General features: G+C 34.6%; 25 protein-coding genes. 21 read left to right on the forward strand and 4 right to left on the reverse strand.

Annotation, left to right across the window (positions count from 1 at the left end; genetic code table 11):
• The first annotated feature begins 723 nt into the window (after positions 1 to 723).
• The 15 genes from IGI87_RS14150 (at position 724) to IGI87_RS14220 (ending at position 10,683) form a co-directional block, all read left to right on the forward strand.
• Positions 724 to 1,509: a replication-relaxation family protein gene (locus IGI87_RS14150; RefSeq protein WP_173962128.1), complete on the forward strand. Its 786-nt coding sequence runs from the start codon at positions 724 to 726 to the stop codon at positions 1,507 to 1,509.
• A 5-nt stretch (positions 1,510 to 1,514) separates the two neighbouring features.
• Entirely contained in the window at positions 1,515 to 2,003 is a 489-nt protein-coding gene (locus tag IGI87_RS14155) for a hypothetical protein (protein WP_267591446.1), read from the forward strand.
• Positions 2,004 to 2,425: 422 nt separating this feature from the next.
• Positions 2,426 to 2,710, forward strand: coding sequence for a hypothetical protein (locus IGI87_RS14160; RefSeq protein ID WP_173962130.1), 285 nt, complete (start codon positions 2,426 to 2,428; stop codon positions 2,708 to 2,710).
• Positions 2,711 to 2,987: 277 nt separating this feature from the next.
• Positions 2,988 to 3,449 (forward strand): single-stranded DNA-binding protein, encoded by a 462-nt coding sequence (locus IGI87_RS14165; protein WP_267591447.1) that lies wholly within the window; start codon positions 2,988 to 2,990, stop codon positions 3,447 to 3,449.
• Between the two features lie 167 nt (positions 3,450 to 3,616).
• Positions 3,617 to 3,802 (forward strand): hypothetical protein, encoded by a 186-nt coding sequence (locus IGI87_RS14170; RefSeq protein WP_141435780.1) that lies wholly within the window; start codon positions 3,617 to 3,619, stop codon positions 3,800 to 3,802.
• A 43-nt stretch (positions 3,803 to 3,845) separates the two neighbouring features.
• Complete coding sequence (locus IGI87_RS14175; RefSeq protein WP_438737532.1) at positions 3,846 to 4,682, forward strand: DNA/RNA non-specific endonuclease; 837 nt, start codon at positions 3,846 to 3,848, stop codon at positions 4,680 to 4,682.
• 5 nt (positions 4,683 to 4,687) lie between these two features.
• The gene (locus IGI87_RS14180) at positions 4,688 to 4,819 is read left to right on the forward strand and encodes a hypothetical protein (protein WP_267591449.1); all 132 of its coding nucleotides are present in this window, start codon (positions 4,688 to 4,690) and stop codon (positions 4,817 to 4,819) included.
• Between the two features lie 6 nt (positions 4,820 to 4,825).
• Entirely contained in the window at positions 4,826 to 6,220 is a 1,395-nt protein-coding gene (locus tag IGI87_RS14185; protein ID WP_267591450.1) for a DUF6056 family protein, read from the forward strand.
• Between the two features lie 585 nt (positions 6,221 to 6,805).
• Positions 6,806 to 7,423, forward strand: a complete 618-nt coding sequence (locus IGI87_RS14190; protein WP_010714349.1) for a hypothetical protein — start codon at positions 6,806 to 6,808, stop codon at positions 7,421 to 7,423.
• Positions 7,424 to 7,825: 402 nt separating this feature from the next.
• Positions 7,826 to 8,137 carry a hypothetical protein gene (locus IGI87_RS14195; RefSeq protein WP_010714350.1) on the forward strand — a complete coding sequence of 104 codons (312 nt, stop codon included), beginning with the start codon at positions 7,826 to 7,828 and terminating at the stop codon, positions 8,135 to 8,137.
• Between the two features lie 29 nt (positions 8,138 to 8,166).
• Positions 8,167 to 8,361: a CsbD family protein gene (locus tag IGI87_RS14200; RefSeq protein WP_010714351.1), complete on the forward strand. Its 195-nt coding sequence runs from the start codon at positions 8,167 to 8,169 to the stop codon at positions 8,359 to 8,361.
• Between the two features lie 272 nt (positions 8,362 to 8,633).
• Positions 8,634 to 9,251: a recombinase family protein gene (locus tag IGI87_RS14205; protein WP_025190465.1), complete on the forward strand. Its 618-nt coding sequence runs from the start codon at positions 8,634 to 8,636 to the stop codon at positions 9,249 to 9,251.
• Positions 9,252 to 9,291: 40 nt separating this feature from the next.
• Entirely contained in the window at positions 9,292 to 9,591 is a 300-nt protein-coding gene (locus tag IGI87_RS14210) for a BRCT domain-containing protein (protein WP_010824095.1), read from the forward strand.
• 33 nt (positions 9,592 to 9,624) lie between these two features.
• A complete protein-coding gene (locus IGI87_RS14215) occupies positions 9,625 to 9,828 on the forward strand; it encodes a hypothetical protein (RefSeq protein ID WP_010824096.1) in 204 nt (67 codons plus the stop codon).
• 39 nt (positions 9,829 to 9,867) lie between these two features.
• Entirely contained in the window at positions 9,868 to 10,683 is an 816-nt protein-coding gene (locus tag IGI87_RS14220) for a hypothetical protein (protein ID WP_010824097.1), read from the forward strand.
• Positions 10,684 to 10,826: 143 nt separating this feature from the next.
• Here IGI87_RS14220 and IGI87_RS14225 read toward each other — a convergent pair whose 3' ends face one another.
• Together IGI87_RS14225 and IGI87_RS14230 are read right to left on the reverse strand one after the other, a co-directional pair.
• Entirely contained in the window at positions 10,827 to 11,132 is a 306-nt protein-coding gene (locus IGI87_RS14225; protein ID WP_010824098.1) for a hypothetical protein, read from the reverse strand.
• Positions 11,125 to 11,583: a ParA family protein gene (locus IGI87_RS14230; protein ID WP_025190466.1), complete on the reverse strand. Its 459-nt coding sequence runs from the start codon at positions 11,581 to 11,583 to the stop codon at positions 11,125 to 11,127. Before IGI87_RS14230 ends, IGI87_RS14225 begins: the two co-directional genes overlap by 8 nt.
• A 278-nt stretch (positions 11,584 to 11,861) precedes the next feature.
• On the opposite strand from IGI87_RS14230, the gene IGI87_RS14235 reads away from it, so the two are divergent.
• From IGI87_RS14235 to IGI87_RS14260, 6 genes are all read left to right on the forward strand, one after another.
• Positions 11,862 to 12,179 carry a DUF6440 family protein gene (locus IGI87_RS14235; RefSeq protein ID WP_010824100.1) on the forward strand — a complete coding sequence of 106 codons (318 nt, stop codon included), beginning with the start codon at positions 11,862 to 11,864 and terminating at the stop codon, positions 12,177 to 12,179.
• A gap of 428 nt (positions 12,180 to 12,607) precedes the next feature.
• A complete protein-coding gene (uvrA, locus tag IGI87_RS14240; RefSeq protein WP_010714355.1) occupies positions 12,608 to 13,936 on the forward strand; it encodes an ultraviolet resistance protein UvrA in 1,329 nt (442 codons plus the stop codon).
• Positions 13,933 to 14,283, forward strand: a complete 351-nt coding sequence (locus tag IGI87_RS14245; RefSeq protein ID WP_010714356.1) for a hypothetical protein — start codon at positions 13,933 to 13,935, stop codon at positions 14,281 to 14,283. Before uvrA ends, IGI87_RS14245 begins: the two co-directional genes overlap by 4 nt.
• A complete protein-coding gene (locus tag IGI87_RS14250; RefSeq protein ID WP_033604193.1) occupies positions 14,240 to 14,452 on the forward strand; it encodes a hypothetical protein in 213 nt (70 codons plus the stop codon). The genes IGI87_RS14245 and IGI87_RS14250 overlap by 44 nt, the downstream gene beginning before the upstream one ends.
• A 90-nt stretch (positions 14,453 to 14,542) precedes the next feature.
• Positions 14,543 to 14,644, forward strand: a complete 102-nt coding sequence (locus IGI87_RS14255) for a type I toxin-antitoxin system Fst family toxin (RefSeq protein ID WP_154082327.1) — start codon at positions 14,543 to 14,545, stop codon at positions 14,642 to 14,644.
• 239 nt (positions 14,645 to 14,883) lie between these two features.
• Positions 14,884 to 15,180 (forward strand): hypothetical protein, encoded by a 297-nt coding sequence (locus IGI87_RS14260; protein ID WP_002393081.1) that lies wholly within the window; start codon positions 14,884 to 14,886, stop codon positions 15,178 to 15,180.
• Positions 15,181 to 15,346: 166 nt separating this feature from the next.
• On the opposite strand, the gene IGI87_RS14265 is transcribed toward IGI87_RS14260, so the two are convergent.
• Together IGI87_RS14265 and IGI87_RS14270 are read right to left on the reverse strand one after the other, a co-directional pair.
• A complete protein-coding gene (locus tag IGI87_RS14265) occupies positions 15,347 to 15,688 on the reverse strand; it encodes a hypothetical protein (protein ID WP_002382053.1) in 342 nt (113 codons plus the stop codon).
• A 3-nt stretch (positions 15,689 to 15,691) separates the two neighbouring features.
• Positions 15,692 to 16,594: an AAA family ATPase gene (locus IGI87_RS14270; RefSeq protein ID WP_002382055.1), complete on the reverse strand. Its 903-nt coding sequence runs from the start codon at positions 16,592 to 16,594 to the stop codon at positions 15,692 to 15,694.
• Between the last annotated feature and the right edge of the window lie 396 nt (positions 16,595 to 16,990).

The following is a 16,990-nucleotide window of genomic DNA, read 5'->3' on the forward strand; positions in this document are numbered from 1 at the left end:
TTTACAATTTATAAAGAGAAGTCCTCGGCGCTTGGTATTAAAGGCTTTCTCCGCCTGCAAAATTCCTGACCATTTTCTCGCAACGTGGGGTAAAAACCCACTTATGAGAGAAAATGGTCAGGAATTTTGCAACTTCGAAAAAAATACCAAGCGCCGAGGACAACTAATATAGATGATACATTGAAAACAAAAAGTAGGAGAAAAACAGAGAGAGGAGAGGAAGTTCAAAAGATCAACCCCTACCCCAATCATGGGGTCTCAAAACTATCTCTTTCCGTTCTCTTTCAACCTCTTTTGAAAGAGAAAACTTACAACTCCCCCTTGCGCCTGCGCCCCCTCACCAATTCTTGAGGGGACTGTCGCTAAGACCGGAAACCCAAACGAGTGGTTCTGTTTGATAACTAGCGGAATATTGATGATTGGTTCAAAGCAACAACCCCCTAAATCCCCCAACAAAACTTGGGGGACTTAAGACCCAAAAAAGAACTTCTCCACGACGTTGCGAACTTCTTTTTTATCGATACAAATAGGCGTTGCCTATTTGTTCCTTTTCCTTTTCGATTAAAGACCAATCGAAAAGGAAAACAAAACCGTGCCCTTTAAAAAGCGCACCCGTAAACATTAAAAAGAAAGAGGCGGAACTTACTAAGTTAAAAAAGAAAGCAAGCCAATAAAACAAATAGGCTTTGCCAATTTGTACCTTTTTAGAAATGAGGTGATACTATGAATCCACTTTTATATAATTACTTTTTTGATGCTTCTTCATCAGACAAAACTACTATGACTATTTTGTGTTTACTCCATGAGCTAAGAATTGTTTCAAGAAAACAACTTATTTCTTTTTTAACAATTACTGACACTGCAGCCGAACGTACCGTAGATACTACTCTTAAATATTTACGAGAAAATCACTTGGTCGAAAATATTAAAAAGAGCAATCACGCTTACTACTTTTTAACGCAAGCAGGTCACAGCAGTATTGGTGGGTACTATACGTTACCAAAAGTTCCCGAGTACAATCTGCAGCACCATTTACAAATTAATGACTACTTAATTAAAATGCTTAAACTTGCAGGAGGCCATCCAAATCTAAAATGGGTGCTGACTGAACGCAGACAAGTTTTTGAAACAAAAGACTTGGCCAACAATCGGAACCGAAAAAAATATTTTGTCGCTGATTTTATTTTTCGTTTCCGCAATAAAGAAAAAGCAGAGGTGAACTGGTCTTTTGAAATTGAATTGACAATGAAAACGAGACGACGTTACCGAGAAGGGATTTTTCCGAAATACGTTGCTGAACTTAAAAAATATAAATATGCGCGACTTATCTATGTTACGCCTAGTCCGTTAATTAAAGAGGAACTTGATCGCTTTAAATATTTTTTTATAAAAAAAGAAGGGGAAGAGCATCAAGAATTATTCGACCGGCTGCACATTTTTACTGCCGATGAATTCGAAGAACAAATGAAAAAACTACTGAAAGAAGACAAATTTATTAATTGGGAGTGAGTTTCATGAGAAGAATAGAGAAAGAATTCAACAAGAAGCTCCCCGCTTATGAAGAGGAGCTAAATAAATTAGGCTATCTAGAAGACGAGACAGAAATGATTTCTATCAGCAAAAGACGGTGGCATGCCATTTGGTGGCGACCTGTTACACCTGCAAAAACAATCGTGAGATTCTTTCGATTAACGCTAGATAATGAAAACTTATGTATTTTAGGAGATGTAGAAATTACTATTTATCACGATGGAACATATAGTATTTCTAAAGAAGGTGTCCCTATTTTTATTAATGACTTATTGTCTTTAAAAAAGTTAATGACTATTTTCTATGGAACACCTTTTGACTTAAATTTCGAAAAAATTCGCTGCGTTAATTTTAATAGGTACTGTATTACTATGCCTGAAATATATGTTGAAAAATTTGATGAGTTAATAAACTATGCAATAATTTTAAGGAAATGCTTGCAGGAAATACAGGAACATGTGAAGTACGATTAAAAAGCTTTTCTTCTTTCAGAAGAACACCAATGAATTGGTGAAGGTCAAGGGCGTTCCGGTCAAATGCTCCTTTTCTGATTCAAGACGGTATCACGCAGACCTTTGCTTGTTCAGATCATTCATTTTGCCGTGTGTAACGTGTCATTCACTGATTGCTACAGTACCATAGCCAGTCGAAAAAACAAGGGTATATAAACGAGCTACGCTCGCCCTTGTTTTTTCTTTATGTCGATGGTCCTTTCACTGCACAGCGAACGACACGAACACACTGGCGAAAATGAACAATCTAAACAAACAAGCAAAGGGGGACAGTCTATACCGTTTGAGAAAAGGAGCCTTTGACCGTCCAGCTTCACTTCCTCAAACGCCTAACAAAAATGGTTGTTCAAAAACCAAAATCAAAATCGGAAGGATGAAAAATCATGACAAACACAACAGTGGAAACAAAAAGCGTAGAACAACTAAAAGAGCAAGCAAGAAACGACTTACACCAACGAGGACTAGTTATCGAGGGAAATTTTGAAGGTGATTTTGAAACGTACATCGGTTGCTATGCTAGACCACTAGATAAACCAACTGCTTTAGACCCGATGAACGAAAAAGAAGCCCAAGAACAAGCAAAGTATGCTGTAAATGGCTTTCCACAAGATTTTGCTGAATGGTTTGAATGGGACATTGTTAATGGGGAACTGGAAAATTTTTCTTGAAAGAGGATAAATGCAAAAAAAGAAATCTTTTGTTTGGGGACAAAAGATTTCTCAAGGCACTACATTATGAATTGAATAAGTTTGTAAATTAAGTATAACGTACCTATAAACATTTGACAATAGCTATATCCCCGCAAGCTAAAAGCTTGCGGGGATATACAAAGGAACGAACTTGTAAATTATTTCAGACGTAACACAGGAAACTATTGATATTAATCTCCAAGAGTGGGTAACTGCCCTTGGACTAATATAAAAAAACAAGAAAGAAGGAAAAACAATGATTAATGTACACGCAGTAGGACGCTTAACGAAAGGCGCAGATTTACGTACCACCAGCACAGGAAAGAGTGTCGCAAACTTTACACTTGCCTGCAAACGCAAACGGCCAGACAAAGATGGAAAAGTGCCAACGAGCTTCGTTCAATGTGTTTTATGGGGAAAACCCGCACAAGCTTTTGCGAAATTTACTCAAAAAGGCGCATTGGTTGGAGCAAGTGGTGAACTACAAACCCGCTCTTATGATGACCAACAAGGAATTACACATTATGTCACCGAGTTAGTGGTAGAAGAGTTTGAATTTTTGGAATCAAAAGCAGCGGTGCAACAGCGGGAACAAAAACAACACGGGCCTGAACCAACAACTTACGAACCTCCTGTAGAAGAGCCCGAGATGATCCAAGAGCAAACGTACCAGCAGCCTCCGTTGAACGGGATTTCTGAACACGGATTTAATCAATAAAAATAAAAAAGAGAGAAGCCCTATTGTTAGGGCTTCTCAAAAGAGCTTATAGAAATGAAATTAGTGAATATAAACTAATTAATTAAGGTAGTTTCAGAATACAATAGTGCAAAATAAAAAGCAAGGAAAAACGGTTTCAATCAAAAAATCAGAAAGGGTATTTTAATATGGCAGTAAAAAGTGAAAACAAACGTGCAACAGTTACTCTAAATCCTTTACAACAAGCTGAATTAACGAAATTAGCAAAAAAATATGCTGTTTCGGAGAGTAAAGTCCTGGCACATGGATTAGATCTATTAATTATGCAAGAGAACGCTCATTTCAAAACTGGTTTGGAAAAGTGCCCACACTAATTTTATAAGTGCCTGCACTTTTTGATGAGAGGAGAAAATGAAGATGACGAAAAGACAGAAATATTTAGTTAGTTGCTTGTTAGCTATTTTGTTTGCTAGCTTTGGAGTAGTAAGTAAAACGGAAGTCACTTCTTGGATTAGCCAGGTTCAATCACACGAAACGGAGCAAGCAATTACTGGCAAACAAGACCATAAAGAGGTATCGAAAACAAACAATTCAAGTACCGCACCGTATAGCCAAGACCAATATGACCAATTAGCTAAACTAGACTTCCAAAGTGGCGGAAACGCCATTTTAAACGTGAATAATGGCCAATCAATGCTAAACATTGACAACTGGAAAGAGAACAAAGTGATTTATGGGGAATTAGATCCCTTGAATCGGACAACCTTTGTGACGGCCTACCTTGATAAGAAGAATTTAGGACGTTCTGAAGGGCGAGAACGTCAAGTATGGAAGCCGACAGGCTGGCACCAAAAAAAGGTCGATGGGGAACCGATTATTAATCGCGGCCATTTGCTTGCCTATACGTCTAGTTTTAACTTTGATATTGACGGAAACTTTCAGATAGGTGAAAATGGAAGTCAAGACAATCCCAAAAACTTGGCGACACAAACAGCTTTTTCCAATCAAAAAGTGCAGACGCCCTATGAGAAACTGGTCAGAGATGCACAAAAAATTAAAGGAAATAAAGTTCTTTATCAGATTGTGACGGTTTTTCGTGGAAAGGAATTAATGCCTCGAGGTTATTGGTTACAAGCGGTTGATAGTGCAGGTACACTTAATTTCAACGTATACGAGTACAACGTGCAGCCAAACGTCGTGTTTAATTATGAAGATGGGACAAGTCAAATCAATCGATCAATGAAAGTGAGATGAAAATTATGACCAAAGAAGAGAAAATACTATTAATAGTACGCAACAGTGATTTTACCTATGAAGAATTGGAAAACTTACCGTTTGATAGCATCAACAATTTGTACGCTGCACACGTTTTAGAAAAAGAGGAAAGCTAAACTATTATGGAAAATCTACGCGCTAGAATAAATAAGGTTGGAATAGATTTAAGTCGTATTAGAAGTTTTTTACTTGTCCCACCTTTTGGCAAGGTGTTCTTAGGCCTTGTTCTTTTCGTGCCGATCTTTTTTCTTAACCAAAAAACAGGCTACACGTCCGATGACTATTCCTATCATTTTTTTTACGAAAGCTATTTACCAAGTAAATATCCCAAAGAAATTAATAATTTTTGGGATATTATCCATTCTCAATACAATCATTATCTTTCATGGAATGGTCGATATGTTGCGCACACTATCGTTCAGTTTTTTATGCAGTACGATAAGCTTCTATTTAACATTCTAAATAGTCTTGCTTTTGTAGCATTACTTTTTATTATCAATAAACTTGGAGCAAAATATTATGGCTACCAATTCAACTACTTTTTGCATATATTGACGTTTTTTCTTTTGTGGTTTTTTATTCCAGATTTTGGTCAAACCGTTTTATGGCTTTCTGGATCGTGTAATTACTTATGGATGAGTATAATATACTGCTCTCTAATACTGTTCTTTCTCACTAACACTGAAAAGAAAAGCAAGCCGTCTCTTATTTTGATGGCTAGTTTTATAAGTTTCATGGCAGGAGCTACTAATGAAAATTCGGGCCCTGCGGCATTGATTATTTGGTTCCTCTTTTTTTGCTACTTCAGTTTTCGTAGTAGAAAAGTTCGTCTATGGCAACTGATAGCTTTAATAGCTGGATTTATCGGGAGTTTATCTGTACTGGAAGCGCCTGGTACAAAGATAAGGTCTAATGTGATTATTACGTTACCAAAATTTATCGCCAACTTAAAACAAGTTACCAGCATTTACTTCAATAATTATATCGAATTATTAATAGGTATCCTATCTTTACTAATTCTCTTATTAATTTTAAAAATTCTTACAATGAAAGACTTCGTCTTTGTAAGTTCATTTTTTATTGGTAGTGTTGCAGCAGCCTACAGTCTTGCTCTTGCGCCAGAAACACCTCTTCGGGCCTTTTTTGGTTCAGTAATATTTTTAATTATTCCTTTTGTTTATCTTGTTACAATATTCATTAATAGCTTTGTAAAACTTAAACTAACCAAATTTTGTGTGCTCGGCATCATTTGTCTTGTTGTCTCAGTCACTTTTCTAAATTCATATAGAACAGCATATCGGGATAATTCGATTACTTTTGCTCAAATAACAAATAATCTTAAAAAAATAGAGAAGGAACGATCCAACCCCTTAATCATTTTAAAAGTACCTCGATCAGATTATAACTACAATGCGCACTTTCAGACTGCTAATTTACAAGAAGCACCCAATCATTGGTTCAATTCTTGGATGGCAAGATATTATAAAGTGAATGCGATAAAAGGACAATTTGATTAAGCATTATTGGGTACTATAAATCTGTTTCAAAAACGATGGTTTGTGAGACTGCAAAAATAAGCAATAACTAAAAAAGAGGAATCCTTTAAATTGAGGGCTCCTCTTTTCTCATAACCTGTCTCGATATCAACGTCTTATATACTCTTTTATCTATTTTGCTTTTCGAGCATAAACTTGTTATTTATTTCGTTTTTTGTAATAAAAGAAACTAACTATCATATAAATAAAGTAAAGGATTGCAAACCAAAATAACACTGTATTCCCTATCTTAAATAGGTCAGGTGATAAGTATTCCATTAAATATAAAAAAATTATGACCAATAAAAGTAGCATTAAAGTCTTGTTTTTCATAAAATCCTCTCTTTCACATTTAAATAGACTAAACTGATTTTTAATATTTATAATGGTAGTTTACCACTTTTTTAGTGAATTTCCTACACCGTGCTCTTTTGTTGTTTTATAGAAAAATTTAAGTTCTAAATATCAGTTTTTTTTACTAATATTAAGGTTATCAATTGTAATTATTTTTTCTTACTAATATAATTTACTTGTAACAAATATTAAACTTATAAGGAGATGTTTGCTTTGAAAAAGTTTCTAGTTACAAGTTTGTCATTAATTGCTATTAGCGCTTCTGTGTTACCTAATGTTTTTAGTGTTTCTGCCTATGCTGAAGATGTATCTACTGACCAACAAGAAATCTCTGGAAATGAGAATTATACGTTTACTCTTAATGAAGAGGCAAAAGCGAGAATTGACTTGTTCGTAAAGCTTGATAAAGTGCTTACATTCTCTAACGATTTATTACGGTTAACTGTCACTGATAATATTTTAAAAGATGATTTCAAGCTTAGCGATTCAGAATTATTACTTGTTAAAAATATCATTGCTCAGTATAATCATGGTGTTTTAAGTGCTAATACCAATATTCAGCCTAGAGCTCTTATTAAAGACTGGCATTTATTCTTGAGTCCTGACGATCAGCGAGGCATTATGTCGGCTGTAGTAGGAGTAGGTCCAGCTGCACTAGCAGGAGCATTAGCCGCAGCCATGTCAATAGTACCAGGTGCAGGTACTATTGTGGGCGCAGCGATTGGATTCTTTGGAGCAGCAACAGTTTTGAAAGCAATGTCTGATGCAGCTCTTAATAATAAATGGTTGAAAATTGGTCCTTCTGGTATCTCTGCTGTTACAAAACCATAAAAAAAGTAACTGTTATTACAGTAAAAATGCAAGTTTAAAATAGTGAACTCAAGTAACACTCAAAAAGCAGAATCCTTAAAAAAAAGGGATTCTGCTTTTCTAATTACCTCTCTTAATTCCAACTCTGCGTTTGAATAAGAGCAATAGTCAACCGACCACTGATTAACCATTATTTCAATTGAAATACCAGATAAATAGCCAGTCGTTTTCCGCCGACTGGCAAAAGAGATAGATTTGTAAAGAAGTGATTTGTGCTTCTTACAACTTCTTTATACCATGTCACTCATGATTTATAAAGTGTGTAAGGTAAAAAATCAGACTTTAGACCATTATATTTTTTGATGTATTTGTTTTATAATTAATATGTACCATAAAAAATTGATATACGGAGGTCGAAGAAAGTTGAAAAAGATTGTATTGACAATTGCTGCCGGAGTAGCTGTATTCTCATTAGCTGCGTGTGGCGGAAGTAAAGAAAAGAAAACAGAGAATTCTACAGCTACTTCTTCTAAAGTAGAAGAGGCAAAGGAAAAAGGAAGCAGCGCGCTTGATGAAGCGAAAGATAAAGCCAGTGATACTGTAGAAACAGGAAAGACAAAAGCCAGTGAAGCAGTTGAAAAAGGCAAAGAAAAAGTAGAAGAAGGAAAAACAAAAGCTAGTAAAGCCATTGAAGGTGCTAGTAAAGAATTAGAATCTTCAGATACAAATAACTAACAAAAATAAAATATCAGGAGGAATTCATTATGACAGATAAAGGAACGACAGATAAAATCAAAGGAAAAGCAAAAGAAGTGGCAGGAAATGTGACTGGCGATGATCAACAAAAAGCAGAAGGTTTCTTAGATCAAGCCATTGGCAAAGTAAAAGAAGTCGCTTCCGATGCGAAAGACAAAGTTGAAGATGTTGTTGAAGATGTAAAAGAAAAATTGGATAAATAGTTTCTTTAAAAGCAGGCCTTGAGGTCTGTTTTTTTAGTATTTTAACTGCTTAAAAATATATTTATGGATGGTCAAGTTCAAATTTTATACAGGATAGATTCAATACTGAATCCGAAGGGTAAACTCATCGTTTCAAAAAGTATACTTTTTGAAATGCCTTGATTTTCTTTGTTTATATATGGCATAATAATCACATAATACAATTTGAAACGTTTCTGATTTAATGTAAGTTTTTTGAAACGATTTTAGTGAAAAAAGGGTAGATAATAATGATGAGAAAATTTTTTTATATCCGGGTCAGTAGTTATGATCAATCGATCGAACGACAACTAATTGCTGCGAAAGAATTAGGAATCCCTGAAGAATATATTTTTATTGAAAAAGCCAGCGGCAAAGATTTTAAACGCCCTGAATATCAATTAATGAAACGAATGTTTCGAAAGGGAGATTTACTCTATCTACAATCATTAGATCGACTAGGCAGAAATAAACAAATGATTTTAGAAGAATGGCGGGAATTAACTAAGGAAAAGCAGATTGATATTTCTGTGTTAGACATGCCTCTGTTAGATACTGCTAGTTACAAGCAACTAGATGGATTAGAGACGCTTATCTCTGACTTAATTCTGCAATTACTGAGCTATATGGCCGAAGACGAACGGAAACGAATTAATAGCCGGCAAAGAGAAGGCGTAGAAGCTGCGAAACGAAAGGGTGTAAAATTCGGCAGAAAGAAAATTGCTTTACCTCCTGAATTTCCTGCGATCTATTCTGACTGGAAAGCAGGAAAGATAACTGCAGTCTATGCTATGGAGCAATTGGGCGTGAAACGAAATACCTTTTATCGACGAGTGAAAGAATATGAAAATACCTTGCACCACTTTTCTTGATAGATATAGCAGCTATTAGACGGGAAGGGAGAGTTTGAAAATGGACTTAACGGATCAAAGGGTCGTTTTTACTGGAACGCTGCAGCAAATGACACGAACCCAAGCCATCGGTTTGGTTCACTCTTTAAACGGCCATTGTCAATCAAGTGTTACTTCAAAAACAAATTTCCTGGTTTGTGGTCAGTATTCTAAGTCGTTGTTTGATGATTCTCTCTATACAAAAAAGGAACAAACCGCGCGGGACTTGATTGCGTTAGGTCATGAGATTACCATTTTATCAGAAGTCGAATTTTATGCGTTAATTAGTCAACAGTTGAAAGAATGGCAACGGTATTTATAATCGTTAGTAAAATGTACAAGGAGGAAAATTTTTATGAAGCGAAAATCTTATGATCGTTGGGGTATTGAAATAGCTAGTTTTAATCGAAATATCGCTTTTTATGTGGAATGTGATTGCGGGGAGCTAGCAAAGAATGTTTATCAAAAAAATTACTATGAGTGTCCAACCTGTCATCGGAAATACAAAATGAACCTAGGACAGTACGTTGAAATCAAAGAAGAACATGGGCAGTTCTAATAAAGTCTTAAAAAATATTTCCAAGAATTGGAGAAACAAATGACAGAAAATCAAAATTTATACACGATTGATTATTTTCCCCTGATGAATCAACTACTATCAAGTCAACTAGAATCTGCTGAAGAGCTCTACGATTCTTTACAGCCAGCTCTTAAGGTTCCCTATCAATTAGATGATCAGACAGTCTTAAGAACAGAGCGCTTGTACTTATCTGAAAAAGAGCTTGTCCCAGCTTATAAAGACCAAATTTCATTCTGGGAACAAACGTCTCTTTCTTTAGAACAACAAGCCCAAGTAAAACGCTTTAAAGAAAAACTTGTTCGTTGGGAAGCATTAATTGAAAACATATTAGCTTCTATTCCACGATTAAAAGCAATGACTATTGAGCGTATTTTTGAAAAAGACGAATTAGAATCGGGCATAGAAGTATTACTAGGCCTCATGGATGAAGAAGATGAGGAACAGAGTATCGTGTTGGACTGGCAGGATGCCTGCCCAATGTTGGCAAGTATCCATCAAAAATATTTTGTTAGAGCGTATATCGCTTTGAGACTAGGTTTGCCTGAAGCTGTGGTTGTGGACCGGATGTTGTCTTGTAGTTATGGCTGCTTAGATCCCGTTACAGATGAGCTTTCTTTAATGACCGCCTTTTATGAGGAAGAAAAAAGACTGATGGATAAAACCCCAGGGCTGATTCCTTTACCTACAGACTTAATGAAAGAAATTATTTCTCAACCACTCTATGAATTTATTGGCGACACACTTGTGCCCATTGAGACAGAAGAAAATGCTCAATTTATTGTAGCGTATGCTAATAAATTAGTTGATGTCATGGTTGACGGCTGGCCGTCATAACTGGTTGTTACTTTTCACTTAAGTTCCTGAAATAAAAACAATAGCCATGAAACACACATACGTATAAATATATGTGCATTTATGGCTATTGTTTTATTTTCTTTTTTTAGAAGCAATTTTTTCCGACCATAAACTATTATCTTCTAAAAATTTTTTAAATAATTCATTACAAAATTTACTTTTACCACCATTTTTTTTCCGAGTTTCTCGCCATAGAAGTCCAAATGATTGGCAATATCAGAATCAATATAGAGTAATGTTTTAATTTTTTTCTCTTTTTCAGGTTTTAAATTTTCCAAGAAATTTTCCTTGTCTTTTAAATTATCATCAACATCATTATTAACATTACCATTATCATTGACATTAACATTATCATTAATATCGTTATTGATATTAGTGTTGACGATATCTTCGAATGAAAAGCCATCTATTTTCTTAGTTCTAGCCAATATAGGTCAACTCCCTTGCTAATTTTGCATAAATTTGTTTGTATCCTATTAAGGATTTATTCTTTTCATCAATAAGTGTGACAGGTAATTTATATTTTCCTATAGATTCCGCATATCTTATTGATTCTGGAATTGTTGTATTAGTCATTAATATACTATTTTGTTCACACAATGCTTGTGCAGACTGTAAAAATGCCTCGTGAGTCAGGACTTTTCTTATTTTAACTGGAATCACTGCTTTTATATTTAAATTTTTGTTACTTCTTTTAAAATTGTTAATTGATTTTATTGACTTAACCATACTTCTGAAAGAATATACTTCAGGATGATATGGAATTAAAACATCGTCAACAGAATTAAAAACGTTTGCCGAAATCATTCCCATTGCAGGCGGTGTATCAATAAGAATGAAATCATAGTTATTTTTTAAATATTTTAGTGGTCTTTGCAATAAATTTAATGGATAATGAGATTTACTTCAATGTTGGTTTCTGTTTCATACTAAATAAAAACCTGTTTTAATTTAGTAAAAGGGAATTGGTTTGCAAGCAAAATCTTCCGGTTTTTGATAGAATTAAGAAAAAGTTGACAACAGATCCTATTTAAAAATAGGATGATTTGCACTTGAAATTTACTTGTTGGAATAAGAGGCAATCTGTTTAATCGATTGATTGTGCGTAGAAAATGAACAAAAAGGACGGTAAGAAAATTAAAGAAAGGAAGATTTTTATGCCATTAACCTTAATACTAGGTGGAGAATATATTTATTATGATAAAAATTTAGGCATGATGGTTGCCGGGGATAATTCAAATAGTGAGTTGATAGAACAATCAGATAACGTACCATTAGACAGACATAAATGTAAGGAACATGTATTTAAAGACAAACGTTTTGTTGAAAAAGAAAGTGAATCTTTAACTCTATTAGGCTATAAAATTGTAGTTGATACTGTTACTGGTGTGAATTATTTAGAAACTCCTAAAGGAGGAATTACACCATTGCTTGATGAAACTGGGAAAGCTTGCATCGATAAAATTAGTAAGTAAATAAAACCCCACCCCTGAAAATCTTTTTTTGGGGGTTATTCTATATTCAATTATTAATGATAATTATAGTGATGAGAGAGCAATTCTAAGCCGTTTTCAAAAATATTGATCGGTAGTTATGCAAAGAATATATTGAACGTTCGTATTTATATTGTTAAATGATAGACTGCAGACGGAAATAATGGGAAAAATCCCTTTTAAATACGAATAATTATTTGTTCCAGGAATACAGCTGGAATATAAAAGACGAATAATTGGTTTCGCTTTGCTCAACTGGCCTTCAACGTTTTGTATAGTTTCCCTCTCTGCGTTCAGTCCAACTATGCCAAAAGTTTACAGGTGTAAAAAAATACGGAAAACTGAATTTTACTAGTTGCTAAAGAGAACATTAGTTCGTATAATGGGTTAGTAGAAAGAAGGGATTTTGGATGAATTTGACGTTCGATTATACGAAAGAACCCAGTCGTGATGTGCTTTGTATCGACGTAAAAAGTTTTTATGCCAGCGTGGAATGCGTAGAACGTGGACTTGATCCATTGAAGACAATGCTTGTGGTCATGAGCAATTCTGAAAATTCGGGTGGCTTGGTACTCGCTGCTTCCCCTATGGCAAAAAAAGTATTAGGCATTTCCAATGTTACAAGGAAAAATGAAGTTCCGGACCACCCGAACTTAATTATTGTATCTCCACGCATGAAATTATACATGAAGAAAAATCAAGAAATTAACAATTTATATAAACGCTTTGTTTCTGATGAAGATCATTCTGTATTCAGTGTCGATGAATCGTTTCTTGATGTGACTGCTTCGCTGACCTATTTTAAGTGTGACACCGCCTATAAACTGGCCAAGATTATTCAACGTGTGATTTATAACCATATGGGATTGTATGTGACAATCGGAATTGGGGAAAATCCGTTGCTGGCCAAGTTAGCATTGGATAATGAAGCAAAGAATGCACCAGGCTTTGTGGCTGAATGGCGCTATGAAGATGTGCCAAAAAAAGTTTGGCCAATCTCCCCTCTTACAGAATTTTGTGGGATAGGAAATCGCATGGCTGCTCGCTTAAAAAAGCTAGGTATTCGGTCCATTTATGACCTAGCGCACATTGAACCTTACATGTTAAAAGAGCGTTTTGGTATCATGGGGCTACAGCTGTACGCGCACTCATGGGGCATAGATCGTAGTTTTTTAGGGCAAAAAGCGGGACGGCCAACAGAAAAATCATTTGGCAATAGTCAGGTTTTACCCAAAGATTATGCAAATAAAGAACAAATAAAATTGGTTTTGAAGGAATTGTCGGACCAGGTCGCTAGTCGCTTACGCATGGCATCGTGTCAGACAACCTGTGTCTCTTTGTTTGTTGGCTACTCAAAAGGTCAGACAGACAAATACGGCCAAAACGGCTGGCGTAGACAAATGAAAGTAGAACCAAGTAATAATACAAAAGTCTTGACTGAACATGTACTGCGTCTTTTTGAAGAGAATTACGCACCAGGGGTCGACGTACGAAATTTAGGGGTATCCTATGGCCGTCTTGTATGGAACAAAAATTTACAGCTGGATTTATTTTCTGTTCCGGAGGAGCAAATTCATGAAACGGATATGTATTTTCTTATTGATAAAATTCGTCAGAAATTTGGGTTTAAAGCACTGATACATGCTTCTTCACTGATGGAAGGCGCCACAGCAATTTCACGAGCAAGCCTTGTTGGTGGCCATGCAGGTGGAACTGTTGGCTTAGGTACAACCAAATGAAGCAAAATAGAAAAGAATTTTCTTCTTATTTTTCTCGCTCAATCAAACAAAATAAGCCATTATATTTATTACTTGTGTCTTCAGAAACCAATCCTTTTCCTAGACCAGTTATAGGAACTTTTAGAGGATATGCGGAAGAAAACAAAATAATAATTGGTGAAGATTCCTATAGTATAGAAGAAGTTGACTTTGTGTGTATGTATCGTCATTCTAGTAGAATAAAACAAGAAGAAAGAGTAAATTCAAACCCTTTTCAAGGTTTAGTCTCCCCTACTTTGTCAAAAAAAGAGCAGAAAAAGTTAGATGAGTATTTTAGCGATTGGGGGTTTCGTAATGAAGGCATATGATTATAATGGTACCATTATTCCTCTAGGAGACAGCGTCCACCAAGTGGCTTATGTAGAATGCAGCTGTGGCTGTCTAGCAAGCAGAGTTACGAGTGACTCAAACAAGTATAAATGTTCCTGGTGTAAACGAGTTTACACGCTTAGAAAAGATCATAGAACAGCTAGATAAATTGTTGAAGGTTTTATTATTGAATTGGCAGAATTTCAATCTATGATATAATTAATACGGCAGCTCGCCTCGATTGGAGGTGTGTTATTTGTGAAAGATTTAATGTCGTTGGTTATCGCACCGATCTTTGTAGGATTGGTTCTGGAAATGATTTCTCGTGTGTTGGACGAGGAAGACGATAACCGAAAGTAAGCTGCTATCAACACACACGCTAGGAGTCGCAACTAGTGTAAAAAAAAGCAATCCTATTCGCCGTAGGATTGCTTTTTGTGTTATTTGTACGATTTAATGTCGTTTCGCACCTTTAGTATAACATATTTTTAAAGGAGGTCAACCAAAAAGAAGCAGATACGCCCTTCCCTTATTGCATGTTTTTTAGTACAATATTACTGCAAACGCATTAATAATCTAAGAAAGGAAACTTACCCACCATGCCTAGAAAAACCTTTGTATATCCACACCCTATCAACGCATACATTATCAAGCAACTAGGGATTACTGTAGAAGAATTTTGTGAATTACATGCTTTCTCTCAAGGAACTGTTTCTTCTTGGATTACTCGCAACAAAAAAATTGAAACACTTCCTATCTCATTTATTTATTCTCTTTCTTTGTCGGCCAGCAAGACTATGGATCAGGTCTATTCAGACCTTCTAAAACTGCAAGACGATTATTTGCTACACTTAGAACATCACAGACGAACTAAAAAAATTATTGATGAAAGATAGCTATATTATTTAGGGAGTTTTACTGTCGTTGATATATATGTGTATTTTTGTAAATGTGGACATTTACAATTGTGTAATTTTTTAACTAATTATTACTTGCTATATATTGATTCATAATAAAAATATTCACATGTGTAAATTTACAAAAGTACACATGTGAATATTTTTATTTTTTCATTTTCTTTCTCTCTATTTTTTTCAATTCTTTCTCTCGTAACATTGCTAACGTTTCTTGATATTTTTTATTCTCTTCCTTAGTCTTGTTTTTGACTGCTTCATATACAAGTTCAGCCATTAACTCATAAGTATAATGATATTCAGAAGTCGCTAACAATGCATCAAATTCTATTTTTTGATCAAGAGGCACACGTATTGTTCCCCTCTCATTAGCTAAGATATCCTTAGGTATGGTTTCAGCTCCACTGTAAGGTTGTTCTGGTCTAGGTGTTTCCTGATAAAGATTTTTATTTCTATTTCCTATTAGTGATGGTTTTCTATTTTCAGTCATGGTCTAATCTCCTTCTATTAAACTAATTCTTGTGACAAGTTCTTTAGTAATTGGTATTAATGTATCAATGTACATTTTACTATTCCAATAACCTTCTAATGTAACGCCATGTCTAGGGATGTTTTGTATTGGTTTTTTAAAAGGCAAAATATTCTCAAATACATTTTCCTTTCCAAAAATTGTATATGCATCATTAAGTGATGAAGTGTCAATACTACCGTTCTTAGTCATTTGATTAGGCAAAATACCTACAACTTCAAACTCTGCTCTTGTATTTTCTACTAAAGGTATTAAAGTATCTTCTAAAAATTCTTTTGCACCGTCTAAACTGTCGCTCTGAGTTTGAAATGCAATTAGTATATAATCACTAACATATGATACAGCTCTAACATAATCAGAAACCGTAGGCGGCGTATCAAAGAATATATAATCATAATTGTCTTTTAATGATTCAATCAATGAATTGAAATATTCATAGGCTTTGTCTTTCACTTCATAAAAATCAGGGTCTGTTTTATCAACTAATCCAAACTTTTTAGACAGAAACGTAGGGAAACTTTCTAAATCTGATGAAGATGGAATAAAATCTAAATTAGGTAAAACGTTGATAACTAGATCAGTAAGATTACCTTCAACGATACCAGCCATTAATGTTTTTTTAAATACAACAACTTCGTCTTCATAATAATTTTTTCGGGTTACGAACATACTTTTAGTTGTATTCGCTTGAGGGTCCATATCTATGAGTAAAACTTTTTTACCTGAAAAAGCTAACACAGACGGAAGTAAACGAACAAGGGAAGATTTACCTACACCACCTTTTTGGTTACCTATACTAATTACTCTGCACCTTTCTTCTAATAGATTGGCTAGTTGTTCAAACTCTTCTACTATAAGCTCTATCATGAAAGTTCCTCCTTTTTTTATGTGTAATTTTTCAAATTTACACATTTACATTTGTGTAAATATCTATGCTTAAATTATACAATAGGCAATTTAAATAATCAATGTTTTTTTTACACATTTACACATTTTTATTTGTGTAATTAGTAATATAATCAATAATGAAAGTCTTCCGCTATGTGTATTTTTACAAATGTGTAAATGTACACATAATTTTGTTTAACCTGATAATATTCAAAATTAGATATTTACACAAATACATTTTTGCACTTGTGTATTTGTGTACTTGCGTAAATATTGCGTTAAAATATTACTTTACAATCGAATTGTATTCCTGTAGTTTACAAGATAAGAATACGTGGACGATTGATAACACTTACATTCTAAAGGAGCTTTAAA

The organism is Enterococcus sp. DIV1444a (genome assembly GCF_051712125.1).
Lineage (GTDB): Bacteria > Bacillota > Bacilli > Lactobacillales > Enterococcaceae > Enterococcus > Enterococcus faecalis.

Bases quoted from the DNA above. Each gene is read 5' to 3' on its own strand.
- IGI87_RS14150 (WP_173962128.1), top strand. From the start codon at position 724: ATGAATCCACTTTTATATAATTACTTTTTTGATGCTTCTTCATCAGAC.
- IGI87_RS14155 (WP_267591446.1), top strand. From the start codon at position 1,515: ATGAGAAGAATAGAGAAAGAATTCAACAAGAAGCTCCCCGCTTATGAA.
- IGI87_RS14160 (WP_173962130.1), top strand. From the start codon at position 2,426: ATGACAAACACAACAGTGGAAACAAAAAGCGTAGAACAACTAAAAGAG.
- IGI87_RS14165 (WP_267591447.1), top strand. From the start codon at position 2,988: ATGATTAATGTACACGCAGTAGGACGCTTAACGAAAGGCGCAGATTTA.
- IGI87_RS14170 (WP_141435780.1), top strand. From the start codon at position 3,617: ATGGCAGTAAAAAGTGAAAACAAACGTGCAACAGTTACTCTAAATCCT.
- IGI87_RS14175 (WP_438737532.1), top strand. From the start codon at position 3,846: ATGACGAAAAGACAGAAATATTTAGTTAGTTGCTTGTTAGCTATTTTG.
- IGI87_RS14180 (WP_267591449.1), top strand. From the start codon at position 4,688: ATGACCAAAGAAGAGAAAATACTATTAATAGTACGCAACAGTGATTTT.
- IGI87_RS14185 (WP_267591450.1), top strand. From the start codon at position 4,826: ATGGAAAATCTACGCGCTAGAATAAATAAGGTTGGAATAGATTTAAGT.
- IGI87_RS14200 (WP_010714351.1), top strand. From the start codon at position 8,167: ATGACAGATAAAGGAACGACAGATAAAATCAAAGGAAAAGCAAAAGAA.
- IGI87_RS14205 (WP_025190465.1), top strand. From the start codon at position 8,634: ATGAGAAAATTTTTTTATATCCGGGTCAGTAGTTATGATCAATCGATC.
- IGI87_RS14210 (WP_010824095.1), top strand. From the start codon at position 9,292: ATGGACTTAACGGATCAAAGGGTCGTTTTTACTGGAACGCTGCAGCAA.
- IGI87_RS14215 (WP_010824096.1), top strand. From the start codon at position 9,625: ATGAAGCGAAAATCTTATGATCGTTGGGGTATTGAAATAGCTAGTTTT.
- IGI87_RS14220 (WP_010824097.1), top strand. From the start codon at position 9,868: ATGACAGAAAATCAAAATTTATACACGATTGATTATTTTCCCCTGATG.
- IGI87_RS14235 (WP_010824100.1), top strand. From the start codon at position 11,862: ATGCCATTAACCTTAATACTAGGTGGAGAATATATTTATTATGATAAA.
- uvrA (WP_010714355.1), top strand. From the start codon at position 12,608: ATGAATTTGACGTTCGATTATACGAAAGAACCCAGTCGTGATGTGCTT.
- IGI87_RS14245 (WP_010714356.1), top strand. From the start codon at position 13,933: ATGAAGCAAAATAGAAAAGAATTTTCTTCTTATTTTTCTCGCTCAATC.
- IGI87_RS14250 (WP_033604193.1), top strand. From the start codon at position 14,240: ATGAGTATTTTAGCGATTGGGGGTTTCGTAATGAAGGCATATGATTAT.
- IGI87_RS14260 (WP_002393081.1), top strand. From the start codon at position 14,884: ATGCCTAGAAAAACCTTTGTATATCCACACCCTATCAACGCATACATT.
- IGI87_RS14265 (WP_002382053.1), bottom strand. From the start codon at position 15,688: ATGACTGAAAATAGAAAACCATCACTAATAGGAAATAGAAATAAAAAT.
- IGI87_RS14270 (WP_002382055.1), bottom strand. From the start codon at position 16,594: ATGATAGAGCTTATAGTAGAAGAGTTTGAACAACTAGCCAATCTATTA.